The organism is Halomicroarcula saliterrae, assembly GCF_031624395.1.
In the GTDB taxonomy this organism is placed as follows: Archaea; Halobacteriota; Halobacteria; order Halobacteriales; family Haloarculaceae; genus Haloarcula; species Haloarcula saliterrae.
In genome coordinates this window covers 38,743-52,222 of sequence record NZ_JAMQON010000007.1, presented here as the reverse complement: position 1 = coordinate 52,222, position 13,480 = coordinate 38,743, and the positions used below count along the sequence as shown (strand labels likewise).

The 13,480-nt window shown below is 69.9% G+C and carries 11 protein-coding genes; 7 read left to right on the top strand and 4 right to left on the bottom strand.

Annotated features, from left to right (window positions below):
- Positions 1-57 precede the first annotated feature (57 nt).
- Genes NDI56_RS19320 through NDI56_RS19300 form a run of 5 tightly spaced genes read left to right on the top strand, consistent with a single transcriptional unit; the run spans position 58 to position 6,950 of the window.
- On the top strand, positions 58-1,128 hold the full coding sequence (locus NDI56_RS19320) for a substrate-binding domain-containing protein (protein WP_310921405.1): 1,071 nt from the start codon (positions 58-60) through the stop codon (positions 1,126-1,128).
- Between the two features lie 48 nt (positions 1,129-1,176).
- Entirely contained in the window at positions 1,177-2,298 is a 1,122-nt protein-coding gene (gene pstC, locus NDI56_RS19315; RefSeq protein WP_310921403.1) for a phosphate ABC transporter permease subunit PstC, read from the top strand.
- Positions 2,295-4,994 (top strand): phosphate ABC transporter permease PstA, encoded by a 2,700-nt coding sequence (gene pstA, locus NDI56_RS19310; RefSeq protein WP_310921401.1) that lies wholly within the window; start codon positions 2,295-2,297, stop codon positions 4,992-4,994. Before pstC ends, pstA begins: the two co-directional genes overlap by 4 nt.
- Complete coding sequence (gene pstB / locus NDI56_RS19305; protein WP_310921399.1) at positions 4,987-5,919, top strand: phosphate ABC transporter ATP-binding protein PstB; 933 nt, start codon at positions 4,987-4,989, stop codon at positions 5,917-5,919. Before pstA ends, pstB begins: the two co-directional genes overlap by 8 nt.
- A complete protein-coding gene (locus NDI56_RS19300; protein WP_310921397.1) occupies positions 5,916-6,950 on the top strand; it encodes an AbrB/MazE/SpoVT family DNA-binding domain-containing protein in 1,035 nt (344 codons plus the stop codon). The genes pstB and NDI56_RS19300 overlap by 4 nt, the downstream gene beginning before the upstream one ends.
- A gap of 38 nt (positions 6,951-6,988) precedes the next feature.
- Here NDI56_RS19300 and otsB read toward each other — a convergent pair whose 3' ends face one another.
- Together otsB and NDI56_RS19290 are read right to left on the bottom strand one after the other, a co-directional pair.
- Positions 6,989-7,783, bottom strand: coding sequence for a trehalose-phosphatase (gene otsB / locus NDI56_RS19295; protein WP_310921395.1), 795 nt, complete (start codon positions 7,781-7,783; stop codon positions 6,989-6,991).
- Positions 7,780-9,324 (bottom strand): alpha,alpha-trehalose-phosphate synthase (UDP-forming), encoded by a 1,545-nt coding sequence (locus tag NDI56_RS19290; protein ID WP_310921393.1) that lies wholly within the window; start codon positions 9,322-9,324, stop codon positions 7,780-7,782. The genes otsB and NDI56_RS19290 overlap by 4 nt, the downstream gene beginning before the upstream one ends.
- Positions 9,325-9,510: 186 nt before the next feature.
- Here NDI56_RS19290 and NDI56_RS19285 point away from each other — a divergent pair, with 186 nt between their 5' ends.
- Positions 9,511-10,257, top strand: coding sequence for an MBL fold metallo-hydrolase (locus NDI56_RS19285; RefSeq protein ID WP_310921392.1), 747 nt, complete (start codon positions 9,511-9,513; stop codon positions 10,255-10,257).
- A 40-nt stretch (positions 10,258-10,297) separates the two neighbouring features.
- Positions 10,298-10,927: a cyclase family protein gene (locus NDI56_RS19280; protein ID WP_310921390.1), complete on the top strand. Its 630-nt coding sequence runs from the start codon at positions 10,298-10,300 to the stop codon at positions 10,925-10,927.
- A gap of 70 nt (positions 10,928-10,997) precedes the next feature.
- Here NDI56_RS19280 and NDI56_RS19275 read toward each other — a convergent pair whose 3' ends face one another.
- Both NDI56_RS19275 and NDI56_RS19270 read right to left on the bottom strand, forming a co-directional pair.
- On the bottom strand, positions 10,998-12,287 hold the full coding sequence (locus tag NDI56_RS19275; protein ID WP_310921388.1) for an eIF2B alpha/beta/delta subunit family protein: 1,290 nt from the start codon (positions 12,285-12,287) through the stop codon (positions 10,998-11,000).
- A 30-nt stretch (positions 12,288-12,317) separates the two neighbouring features.
- The gene (locus NDI56_RS19270; RefSeq protein WP_310921386.1) at positions 12,318-13,427 is read right to left on the bottom strand and encodes an aminotransferase class V-fold PLP-dependent enzyme; all 1,110 of its coding nucleotides are present in this window, start codon (positions 13,425-13,427) and stop codon (positions 12,318-12,320) included.
- Between the last annotated feature and the right edge of the window lie 53 nt (positions 13,428-13,480).

Here is a 13,480-nt window from a genome sequence, read left to right as displayed (position 1 = left end):
AGCCGGATATACCCCTATTATAAACGAGTTTAATACTCCTTGTGCCTGTTTCTGGTGATGACGCAGGACCCACAGCGGCTCTCAGACAGCATTTCACGGCGAAAGTTCATCGCGGCAACCGGTGTCGCCGGCGCAGGTGCGGTCGCCGGCTGTTCGACCGGGCAGAGCTCCGAGGGCACACCGTCGGACCAGACCGATACCCTGCAGTCCGGGGGCTCCTCGACGGTGTACCCCATCATGAACACCGCGGCGTCGTACTGGAGCGGTAACCGACCCGCCAGCGACACCGAGTACTGGCCGACGAGCGAGTACAACATCGACACGGACAAGAACCTCGCCGACTACTGGGCGGGCCTGTACGGCTTCGAGGCCGGCGAGAACGGTAACCCGCCGTTCCAGTTCACCGTCGGCCTGTCGCACTCGGGCACCGGCGTCGAGAAAGTCGAGAACGGGCAGTACGACATCGGGAACTCCAGCGGGAACGTAGAGGACGAGCTCCCGGACCGGGACTCCTACGACAAGTTCGTCGACCACGTCGTCGGCGTCGACGGCCAGCCGCTCGTGGTCTCCCAAGAAATCGCCGACGCTGGCGTCTCGAAGATCACCGGCCAGCAGCTGAAAGACATCTACAAAGACCGAATCAACAACTGGAGCGAACTCGGCGGGCCGGACAGGGAGATTCAGACGCTCGCCCGCGTCAAGGGGTCCGGTACCCGGACCTCCTTCGTCTCGAACGTCTTCGACAACCCCGAGGAGGACACCACCGTCGACAACCGCTACGGCCAGAACCAGCGCCTCGCGGATGCCATCGCGGGAGCCGACAACGCCATCAGCTACCTCGCGCTGGCGTTTATCAACACCGACGGGCTCGCCCCCATCGCCCTGGAGTGGGAGGGGACGACCTACTCCTACGAGGACGACCAGAACGGGCTGGACTCCGCGGACTACCCGCTCTCGCGTGACCTGCACTGCTACACCTGGGACGGCACCTCGAAGCAGGAGGCCGCCGTCATCAACATGGTCCTCTCGGACTTCGGGCAGGACACCTTCGTCGGCCCGAACAACTACTTCAAACTGGGCTCGCGCCGACAGCAGGAACAGCAGGACAAGCTGCCGGCACAGTCCTGACGTCGCGAGCACCGGTCGGCCGCTGTCACCTGATTTTCATACAACTACATGATCCAAGACGTACAGAAAAACGTTCGAGAGACACTGCTGGGACGGGACCGTGCGGACGGGTCGGCGGTCGCCGTCGGGGCGTCGGCGGCGCTGCTCGTCGCGACCGTCGCCGCCTTTCTCGTCCGGCCGGTCTTCGCGCTCCCGATGGTGGGGGCGTTCTGCTTCGTGACCGCGCTGGGCTGGCTCCGGTTCCAGGCGGAGATCGCCCGCTTCCTGACGCTCGTCGCCACGCTGCTGACGGTGCTGACGGTCGCGCTTATCACCGTCTTCCTGTTCGCGAGCGCGCTGCCGGCCGTCCGCGAGCACGGGCTCGGCCTGGTGTTGATACCCATCCAGGACGGACAGGTCCGGTGGTTCTTCTGGCTGGAGCGGGTGTTGCCGACCGGCACCACCTACTGGAACCCCCTCTCCGGTGCGTACTCGCTGATACCGATGATATGGGCGACGGTCGTCGTCACCGTCATCGCCGGCGCCGTCGCCGGCCCGCTCGGCATCTTCGGCGCGCTGTTCATCGCCGAAGTCGCCAGCGACGGGATGCGGGAGCTCATCAAACCCGGCGTCGAGGTGCTCGCGGGCATCCCCTCTATCGTCTACGGCTTTATCGGCTTCCAGTTGTTGAACAGCTTCATCCAGACCGCGTTCCTCGACGACGGAGCGAGCTTCCTCATCGCCGGCGTGGTCGTCGGCGTGATGGCCCTCCCGACGGTGGTGTCGGTCGGCGAGGACGCCCTCTCCAGTGTCCCCGACGACATGGGCGACGGCTCCATCGCGATGGGCGCCACGCAGTGGCAGACGATGCAGAGCATCTCCATCCCGGCGGCCTTCTCGGGTATCTCGGCGGGCATCATCCTCGGGCTGGGTCGGGCCATCGGCGAGACGATGGCCGTCGCCGCCATCATGGCGTCGGGGACCCAGTTCGCGAACCCCCTGTTCGACATCTTCGACGCCAACGCGACGCTGACGAGCCTCATCGCCACGCAGTACGGTAGCGCCTCCGAGAGCACGAAGGCGGTGCTATTCGTCGCCGGCGTCATGCTGTTCGTCATCGTCGCCGGGATGAGCGTCGTCTCGCTGTTCATCGAGCGCCGCATGAAAGCCAAGCTCCGGGGGCAGACATGAGCGAGGCCTACGCCACCGAGAACAGTCTGGTCACCGCCGATTCGAGCGGCTACGACCGCGCGCTCGACGGCACCATCGCGCTCGGCATCGTCGGGTTCGGGCTGGCGCTCCTGGCGCTCATCGAACTCGTCGCCCTCGACAGTCGCGGCGCGGCGCTGGCCGAGACGCTCGCGACGCTGCTTTTCGTCGTCGCCGGCGGTATCGGCGCAGTCGGCCTGTCGTCGTGGGCGAACGTCACCCCCGTCGACTCACAGCGTGTCAGGGGCATCGCCGGCGGGCTGCTCGTCTGCCTGCTGGGGCTGACGGTGGCCGCGTACGTCGTCCCGGTCAATCTGGCGACGCTGCTGGGCGGCCTGCTGCTCGTCGAGGCCGTCGCGGTGGCCGCGGCGGGCGTCGCCTCGAAGCTGGGCCTCGTCGACACCGAGCCCGACGCCAGCGCGGGCCTGCTGGCCGGGGCCGTCTTCGGCTTTTTCGGACTCTCGCTCGGCGCCGTGCTGGGCGGGACGCTCGCGGGCTTCGACAGCTCGGTCTGGCTCGGCCTCACCCTGAGCGGGACGCGGCTCGGCGTTGCTGTGCCGCTGTGGATCGCCCCATCACTACTCGCCGGCGTCGGCCTGTTCGCGCTGAGCGTGGGTCCCCGGGAGGACCTCGGCTCGACGCTGCCGGCCACGCTCGTCGTCGGCGCGCTCGGTGCGACTATCGCCACGGCGACCATCGGCGTCGGCTGGCAGTGGGACCCGTCGTCGGTCTCTGGCGGGTTCACCGGCGGGGCCGTCATCCCCATCTTCCTCCTCTTCGGAACGCTGGTCGCCTCGTGGTCGGCCGCGAAGTGCCGGGCCGGCTTCGGCGCCCGCGGGCGCGAGTACGGCGCCTTCCTCGTCATCAACCTCAACGCCGTCCTGATGGTGGCTATCATGGCGACCATCGTCGTGTTCGTCACGGTCAAGGGCGTCGGCTTCGCCTTCCACGGCGCGACCGTCGGCTGGCTGTCGGCGCTCGTCTTGCTCTCGCCGGCCCTCGTGCTGGCCCTGCGGACGGCCCGGACGCCAGCCGGGAGCGAGGACTGGCACCGCGGCGCCCGACAGCTGTTCCGGCTGCTCCCGCTCACGGCGGTCGGCTCCGTCGCGGCGCTGCTCGCGTCGGTGCCCGTCACGGGCGAGGCGCTGGACTACGCCTACACCTACACGGTGGCACAGAACCGGGAGTCGGTCGTCCTCGACACGCAGGTCGCCGTCACGTCCGAGACGACCGTCGGCTCGCTGGTCCTCGTGTTCCCGGCGCTGTTCCTCTTTGCCTACTTCTACCGACAGTACGGCAGCCTCCGTGACGTGGGCTCCGAGCTCGACCGCGCCGAGGCGGTCCGCCGCCGGCTCCCGCTGGTCGTCGCCGCCGTCCTCGCGCTGACCGGCGCGCTCGCCTTCACCGGGTCGTCGCCGTTCGGCCTCCCGGTGGGGCTGGCTGTCGGTCTCGCCGTCGTCGGCGCCGGCTCTGTCGCCGTCGTCGGGCTCGCCGCGCTGCCGCTGGCCGGACTGCTCGTCGGTTCGGGCCCGCTCTCAGAGCGGGCCCTCGACCGGGCGCCGCTGTTTACCCTCGGCGTCTTCGGCGGGCTCGCACTGCTCACCACGGTCACCGTGTTACAGGGCCCGGCGATGGTCGCCCCCGCAGTGGTCGGGCGCGGTCTCGTCGCGCTCGCGGCGCTATTCGGCGCCGTCGCCTCCGTGGCGACCGCGGTGTTGCTCGCGTCCGCCAAGCGCGACACCGACGAGACGCTCACTCGCCGCCTGCTCGGCGAGGAACTGTCGCTGACTCTCGCGGCGGCGGCCGGCTACGTCGCCCTGCTCGGCGGCCACGTCGCGCTGACGAAACAGGACTTCGCGCTCGGCGTGACGGTCGCCAACGCCGGCTCGCTGTCGGTCCCGACGGCGATGCAGCCCTACATCCCGCTGGGGCCCGAACCCGGCGGCATCTTCCCGGCCATCGTCGGGACCGTCTGGCTGGTCGTGGGCGCGACGCTGTTTGCGGTGCCACTCGGCGTCGGCGCGGCCGTCTTCCTCACCGAGTACGCCGAGCAGGGCCGCCTGACGGCGGTCGTCGAGGTCGCGACCAACGCGCTCTGGTCGACGCCGTCTATCGTGTTCGGCCTGTTCGGAGCGACCTTCCTGATTCCCCGTATCGGCGGCGACGAGTCGCTCACGGCCGGGATGCTCGTGCTCGGCTTCATGCTGCTCCCGCTGGTGCTCATCACCTCCCGGGAGGCCATCAAGTCCGTCCCCGACGACTACCGCGACGCCAGCGCCGCGCTGGGCGTCAGCCAGTGGGAGACCATCCGCAGCGTCGTCCTGCCGGCGGCGATGCCCGGCGTCATCACCGGCGTCATCCTCGGCGTCGGCCGCATCGCCGGCGAGACGGCACCGCTGATTCTGGTGCTTGGCTCGTCGCCGAACTCGACGGCCGCCGTCGAGGTGCTCAAGGGGTTCCGGTTCACCACCGCACCGCCGTTCGTCGCCAACGAGGCGCTGCTGTCGTCCTCGGCGTCGCTGCCCACGCAGGTGTGGGCGGTCATCGCCGCCGGCGTCAGCGGCTCCCCGGCGAAAGGGTGGGCGACGGCGTTTATTCTGCTCGTCGTCGTCCTGACGTTCTACGCTGTCGGCATCACCGCGCGAACCTACTTCCGGAGAAAGCTGAACTATGAGTAACGCAATCAACGAGGACGACCAGAAGGCACAGACCGCCGCGGGCGGCGTCGACATCGACGCCGGTGGCGTCACGACCAGCGGCGAGAGCGAGGAGCGAATCCGCGAGGAGTGGACGGACTACGACTTCGCCGGCGAGGCGAAACTCAGCGTCTCCGACCTCGACGTCTGGTACGGCGACGACCACGCCCTGCAGGGCGTCTCGATGGACATCCCGGAGAACAGCGTGACCGCGCTCATCGGCCCGTCGGGCTGTGGCAAGTCCACGTTCCTGCGCTGTCTGAACCGCATGAACGACCGCATCAAGGCGGCCCGAATCGACGGCTCCGTCGAGCTGGAGGGCACCGAGATATACGACGCGAACGCGAACCTCGTCGAACTGCGCAAGCGCGTCGGCATGGTGTTCCAGTCCCCCAACCCGTTCCCGAAATCCATCCGGGAGAACATCTCGTACGGGCCGCGGAAACACGGCGACATCGAGAAGGGGCTGCTCGCCCGGCTGTTCGGCCGGGACGACACCGAGGCGGAGGCCGAACTCGTCGAGCGCTCGCTGCAGCAGGCGGCGCTGTGGGACGAGGTGAGCGACCGGCTGGACGACAACGCGCTCGGCCTGTCGGGCGGCCAGCAACAGCGGCTCTGTATCGCCCGCTGTCTGGCCGTCGACCCCGAGGTCATCCTGATGGACGAGCCCGCCTCGGCGCTCGACCCCATCGCCACCTCGAAGATAGAGGACCTGGTCGAGACTCTCTCCGAGGAGTACACGGTCGTCATCGTCACCCACAACATGCAGCAGGCGGCCCGCATCTCCGACCAGACGGCCGTCTTCCTCACCGGCGGGGAGCTGGTGGAGTTCGACGACACCGATAAGATCTTCGAGAACCCCGAGAGCCAGCGCGTCGAGGACTACATCACCGGGAAGTTCGGATGAGCGCGATGGAGACACGCAAGATACAGCAGGTCGGCGGCGGCACCTACACCGTCTCGCTCCCAAAGGAGTGGGCCACCGCGGCCGACATCGAACCGGGTGCCGTCGTCGCCCTCCACAGCCACATCGACGGCACGCTCGTCGTCCAGACCGGCGTCGACGAGGCCGACGCGACCGACCCGCTGGCGCTTTCGGTCGACGACGCCGACCCGGCGTGTCTCGAACGCACGTTGCGGGCGGCCTACGCGGCCGGCATCGACACGGTCGAACTCGACGCCCCCGACGGCATCGCCGACGAGACCCACCGGCTCGTTGAGGCGGTCACCAGAGAGCTGACCGGCGTCACCGTCACCGAATCGAACGAGCGGACGATACGGGTCCGGTCGCTGCTCGACGCCGAGGAGGTGTCGATAACGCAGTCGGTCCGACAGCTCCAGTTCGCCGCGCTGTCCACCCACCGGGACGCGACAGCCGCGCTCGCGTCGCCGACGACGGACGGGACGGCGGGACGTGACGGCCAGACCGAACGCATCGCCGCGATGGTCGACCACTACTTCGAGCGCGGTCTCGACTCCCTCTCCGTGATGGACGCGCTGGGACTCACGCGTCCGGAGCTGTTCGTCCGCTGGGTCACCGCCCGCGAACTCGAGCGGGTCGCCGATCACGCCGAGCGCATCGCGACCGTCGCCGGCCGCCTCGACGCGCCCGTCGAACGCGAGCTCGCCGCCGAGTTCGGCGAGCTAGCCGACCGGAGCCGGGGGCTGGTCCGGGACGCGGTCGCCGTCGTCCTCGACGCCGCCGACGCGGCCGCCGCCCGCCGGCTCCTCGGGGACGCCGACGAACTGTGTACCGACATCCGGGCGCTCGACCGCCGGCTCTTCGAGACCGAGGGCGTCGACTACCGGCTCACGCACGCGGTCGACGGACTCAGGCGGACGGCCGAGAGCGGCGGCGCTATCGCCGAAGTCGGCCTGCGGTCGCTGCTCCGGGAGCGGCGCTCGTCGGCGCCGCTGCACGTCGGGTCCGCCCAGTAATCCTCCGACGCGGCGCCGGCCGTCCCGGCCCAGCCGCTCTAGGGCGCTTCGTTCTCCAGCACCCCGACGAACCAGTTCAGGAGTCGGGACACCTCACACTGGGCCGGCACGCGGTAGTCGGCCGCGGTCGAGCGCTCCCCGACCAGCACGCCGAAATCCCCCGGACCGAGCACCCGGAACGCGTCCTCGTCGGTGGTGTCGTCGCCGACGTACACCGTCCGCCACGTCGCGGGCACCTCGTCGCGGAGCCACTCGACGATGGCCCCCTTGTGCCAGTCGACGGTCGGCTTGACCTCGACTATCATCTTGCCGCTGCCGGTCTTGAGCCCCTCGATGGGGTCGACGACGTCTTCGACGACGGCCGTCACGTCTTCGGCCGACGCGTCTTCTGCCCGCCGGTAGTGGACCGTCAGCGTCACCCCCTTGTCCTCCACCTCGACGCCCGGCATGTCCGACAGCCGGCGTTCGAGCTCGTCGCGCACGGCTTCGACGTCGTCCATCTTCGCCTCGGCCTCCGGATGGACCTCCCGCTCCCCGTCGACCGTGTATTCGAGGCCGTGGTTGCCGACGTAGCGGACTCCCTCCACGCCGACCCGGGGCCGGAGGTCGGCGAGCTGGCGGCCGCTGACGACGGCCACCATCGTGTCGGGGTGGGCGACGAGCTCCTCGACCGCCCGCCGGTTCGCCCGTGTTATCTCCGGCGCGTCCGGGTCGTCCTCGATGGGTGCGAGCGTCCCGTCGAAGTCGAGGGCGACCAGCAGGCCCGCCGCGTCCCCGAGCTGTCGGTCGATGCGGTAGACGTTCGCGACCGGGGTGTGTTGCTGGGCCGTCACGGTTGGCCCTCCATGGACAGGGTCGCTCCGGAGCCGGACGCGTCCCGGAGCGCCATCGCTGCCTTGAGATTCAGCGCCGTCCACGCGGCGAGGTCGTTCTCCGTGACCTGCCGGCGGAGGTGGCGCATCCGCGCGCGCCGCTCGGCCTCTGGCATGGTCAGTGCCTCTTCGATAGCGTCCGTGAACGCGCAGGTGTCCTGTGGTTTCACCATCACCGCGGCGTCGAGCAGACTGCCCGCGCCCGCCTGGTCGCTGAGGACGAGGACGCCGTCGTCGTCGACCTGGGCCGCGACGTACTCCTGTGCGACGAGGTTCATCCCGTCCCGAATGGGGCTAATGAGCGCGAGGTCGCTGTTGCGGTAGAGACCCGCCAGCGCCTCCTTCGAGATGTAGTCCCGGAAGGAGACGACCGGTGTCCAGTCGTCGGTGCCAAAGCGGTCGTTGACGCGCTCGACGCCCTCCTCGATACGCGCCTGGATGTCCTGATAGGCCCGTATCTGGGACCGGCTCTCGCTGCCGTTCTCGACGTACGTGAGTTCGCCGCGCCACTCCGGGTTCCGCTCCCAGAACTGCTCTAACGCCCGGAGGCGCTCGGGGATGCCCTTGCTGTAGTCCAGGCGGTCGACGCCGACGGCGACGGTGTCGGCGAGGTCGTACTCCGCCCGGAACTCGTCCCAGAACGCCGCCGCCTCCTCCGAGGCCGCCCGCTCGGCGATCTCGTCGGCCTGCACGCCCATCGGGAACTCGGTGACCTGTGTCGTCCGGCCGTCGTAGCTCACCGTCCCGGTCTCGTGGTCGACCACTGCGTCGTCGACGGCCGCCTCGACGCAGGCGAGGAAGTTCTCCCGGTATCTGGCGACGTGGAAGGCGAGCAGGTCGTTGCCCAGCAACCCTTCCAGAATCGCTTCGCCGTGTGGACAGCCCCGGAACGTGTCCCAGGCCGGCCACGGGATGTGCCAGAACTGCATCAGCAGGGTCTCGTCGTCCACCCGCTCGCGCGCGATAGCGGGAGCGAGCGCGAAGTGGTAGTCCTGGAACCAGACGATATCACCGGCCTCGGCGTGGTCCTCGACGGCCTCGACGAACCGCTCGTTGACCGTCCGGTAGCGCTCCCAGTAGGACTGCCACTCGTTGACCCTCGTCAGCGCCGAGTGACAGATGGGCCACAGCACCTGGTTGCTGAAGCCGTAGTAGTAGTCGTCGACCTCCTCGTCGGAGAGCCATATCCGCCGGAGCGTGTAACCGGGGTCTTCCGGGGGCGCCGCCACGCAGTCGTTCTCGTCGACCACTTCGCGGTCGGCGTCGCCGTCGCCCCAGGCGATCCACGTCCCGCCGACCGCCTGCATCACCGGGTCGAGCCCGGCTGTCAGTCCGCCAGCGTGTACCTCGACGGCGATGTCGTCCCCGTCGTAAGTATGGCTGTACGGCTGACGGTTCGAGACGACGACGAGCCCGCCGTCACCGATTGCCTCCGCCCAGTCGGTCGAGGACTCTCCCCCCCGGTCAGCGTCGTCTCCCGCACCGGTCGTGTTGTTGCTCATCTGACGTAAGATGTCGAGCCGAGCTGACATATACGAACGGCTTGCAGTCGCCACCTATGCGACAGAATCGACAGTACAGCTCTCGAAACGCCGGATATCTGGAGGCGGGCGGACAGCCCTTTCGATACAGTTTCGCGACGAGCGAAAACCACCGGTTTATCCCGGTGGTCGCTCAAATAGCCGCCAATGACCGTCCGCCACGAGGGACTGACTATCGACTGGCTCGGGTACGCCACGATACGCATCGCCGGCGAGGACCGCGTGGTGTACACCGACCCGGGCCGGTACGGCGTCCTCACGGGGGAGTGGGAGCCACACAGCGACGGCATCGGCCACCCGCCGGCGACGGACTACCGCGCCGAGGACGCGGACATCGTCTGTGTCACGCACGTCCACCACTACGACCCGGACGGTATCGAACGGGTCGCCAACGAGGACACCACAGTCGTCGCCTTCGAGGGAATCGACGGCCGCGACGTGGAGCGGGACCTCCCGTCCATCGTGGACCTCCCCTACGAGGTCCGGGAGGTCGACGCGAAGTCGAAAATCGACGTCGACGGGGTCCCCATCTGGACCTCGCCGGCGCACAACGAGCCCGACGGCGCCCACACGCTGCCCGACGGGACGCCCTACCACCCGGAGGGCTTTGGCTGTGGGTTCATGGTCGCGGTCGACGGCACCCGCGTCTACTACCCGGGCGACAGCGACGTGTTGCCGGGCCACCGCACCCTCGAAACGTCGGTGTTCTGTCCGCCCATCGGTCCGCGGGCGACGATGGACCGCCACGAGGCCGCCTCGCTCGCGGCCACCATCGAGCCGCGGCTCGTCATGCCGGTCCACTACAACACCTTCTCCAACCTCGAAGCGGACTCGCGGGCGTTCGCCGCCGACGTGGCCGAAGCGGGGATTCCCGTGGTCTTGGACGAGCGCTGACCACCGGCAGGGCTAATCGGCCGGCCCGTCCACTCCCGGTATGCCAATTGCCGACCTGACCCGGCCGATCGACTCCGGGATGCCGGTCTTTCCCGGCGACCCGCCCGTCTCCGTGGATGCCCACGCTACGATGGCGGCCGACGGCTACCGCGTCTCGGCGCTCTCCTGTGGCAGCCACACCGGCACCCACGTCGACGCGCCGAGCCACACCGAGGCCGACGGCCGGACGCTCGACGAGTTTCCGGTCTCGCGGTTCGTCCGCGAGGCCGTCCGCGTGGACCTGCGGGGCTGCGGGCCCCGCGAACCGATTCGGCCGGCCGACCTGCCGACGGTCGACGCCGGCGCGGTGGTCCTCCGGACCGGCTGGGACAGCCACTGGGGCGAGCCCCGCTATCTCGACCATCCCTATCTGACGCCGGCCGCGGCCCGTCACTGCGTCGACCACGGCTACGACGTGGCTACCGACGCGCTCAACGTCGACCCGACACCGACCGACGACCACCCGGCGGCGGGCGTCCCCGCACACGGCGAACTGCTCGGGAACGACCGGCTCATCGCGGAGAACCTGACGAACCTCGACGGGCTCCCCGAGCGGTTCGAGCTCTCGGTCCTGCCGATGCGGCTCGACGGCGACGGCGCACCGGTCCGCGCGGTCGCTCGCTGGGACTGAGCCTCGCCGTGTCGCCGTCCTCGCGCTCCCAGCGAACGCGTCGGCGACCGCTGACGGACCGTCGCCGGCCCTAGCCGTCCCACGCCGCCCACTCCCGGTGTGCGGCCGCGACGGCCGCGACCTCCGCCGTCGAGAGCCGGCCCTGTTCGGTGACCACGGCGGTGACGGCGTCGGCCGGCGTCACGTCGAAGGTCGGGTTCGCCACCCCGAGCTCGGCGTCGCCGTCGTACAGCTCGCCGGGGTCGCGGGGTTCGAGGTCGTAGGCGTCGGTCGCGGCGACCTTGTCGCTGGCCGCGACGACGAGACAGTCGATACCCGCCTCGGCCGCCGCCAGCGCCGCCCCGCAGGTGCCGACTTTGTTGACGACGCGCCCGTCCGGTAGCACGCGGTCGGCGCCGACGACCACCGCCCCGGCGTCCCACTCGTCCAGCTCGAAGGGCAGGGCCGCGTCGGTGGTCAGCGCCGCGTCGGTCACCGCCGACAGCGACTCGGCGACGCCGACGCCCTCGCCGCCGGGCCGTGATTCGGCCACCAGCACCGCCTCGGGGTCGGCGGTCCGAAGCGCCCGTTCGACGGTCCCCGACCGAGAGAGCGTCGCCACCCGGTCGGGCAGCGACTCGGCGGCCAGCCGCGCGGCCTCGCGGTCGGCGCCCACGGACTGTTCGATGGCCCCGCGGGCGGCCCGTTCGACAGCGCCGGCGGTCCCGTCGTCGCTCGCGGCCAGCAGCACGCGGTTGATGCGGTTCTCGACGACGGCCATCGAGGGTCGGGCGTCCCGGAGCCGGCGGGCCAGCGCCGCCAGCGACGGCCAGGTGTCGCCGTCCCGCTCGCCCGCTTCACGGCCGTCAGTTCGCCCCTCGACGGCCAGCGCGGCCTCGTCGCGCAGCGTTTCGAGCGCACGCAGGGAGAGCCACGCCGAGCCGTGCGCGCGGTCGTCCCGGAGCGTCGCGATTCGGGGTCGGACCCGGTCGTAGCTGGTCCACAGGCGAGGGACCGTCGCCCGGCGCAGTATCTCGGGCGGGTGGACCCACTCATGGTCGGCGGTCTCCTCGTTCGGCTCGACGGTCCGCGACTCGCAGTCGAAGAGGAACGGGTGGACCAGCCAGCGGCGCTCGCCGTCCTCGACCGGGAACGGTTCGCCTGACCGGACGGAGGAGACGGCCTCGGCCAGCCCGGTTTCCTCGGCGATTTCGGCCCGTGCGGCCGTCTCGACTCCCCGCTCACGACCGTCGTCGGTTCGCACGTGGCCGGCGACGCCGCCCCACCGTCCCCGATAGCTCCCGACGGCGTCGCTGCGTCGGAGCAGCAGTATCTCGCCGTCGTTGCGCAGGAAGCAGGTGACGACAGCGCGTTCGTCCATACCGTAGCGAGTGCCGGGGCGCCAATCAAGCTACGGGGCGAGGGCCCCCAGCAGCCGGTCGATCTCGTCGGCGGTGTTGAACGCGTGGACGGACGCCCTGACGGCCTCGGGGTGGGGGAGCGACCGGACGACGATACCCCGGTCGGCGAGGCGTGAGACGGTCGCTTCGGGGTCGTCGGCGGCGAACGTGACCAGTCCCGACTCGTATCCCTCGGGCGAGAGCAGCCGGTCGCCGAGCCCGTCTTTCAGCCGGTCCGTGAGGTGTTCGACGCGCGCCTCGACGGTCGCGAGCCCCACCGCCTCCATCGTCTCGATGGCCTCGGCCAGCGCGACGTAGGGCGCGGGCGAGGTGGTCCCGACCTCGAACCGGCGGGCGCCAGCGTGGTAGGCGTACTCCTCGGCGCCCATGTCCTCGACGCTCCGGTAGCCGATGCGAGTCTGGCGAAGCCGGGCGAGCGCGTCGGGGTCGGCGTACAGCATCCCGCCGCCCCACACGCCCAGCAGCCACTTGTGGCCCGCCGTCGCCACGAAGTCCGCGCCCCACTCGCGCACGTCGACGGGGTGTTGTCCGACCGACTGGACCGCGTCGACGAGCACCTGCGCCCCGCTGTCGTGGGCGATATCGACGACCTCGCCGACCGGCAGCTGTGTGCCGTGGCTCCACGTCAGCGAGCTCAACAGGACGAGCCGGGCCCCGTCGACGGCCGCTTTCACGTCGTCCATGTCGAGCCGCCCGGCCTCGGTTTCTATGACTCGGACCTCGATGTCGTGGGTGTCGACGAGTCGGTCCCACGGGAGCGTCCCGGCGGGGTGTTCGAGGTCGGTTCGGACGACCACGTCGCCGGGCTGCCAGTCGATGGACTGTGCGACGAGGTTGATGCCGTCGGCGGTGCTCCGGGTGAAAGCCACGTCCGGGGGTTGGGCGCCCAGATGCGACGCGACTACCTCGCGAGCGGCTTCGAGGGCGTCGAACGCGACGGTGTAGGGTCCGTCCGCCGCGGGGGCCTCGAAGGCGTGGTGTTCCAGGAAATCCGTCGCCGCCCTGACGACGTTGCGCGGGCTCGGCCCGCTTGCACCCGTGTTACAGTACGTACAGCGGTCCAGCGCGGGTATCGACGCGCGGAGCTCGGCAGGGTCCATATCCGTTTCAGGCGCACTGGGCCCTTCAGCCCTCTGCTGGAGCGGCCGGACTG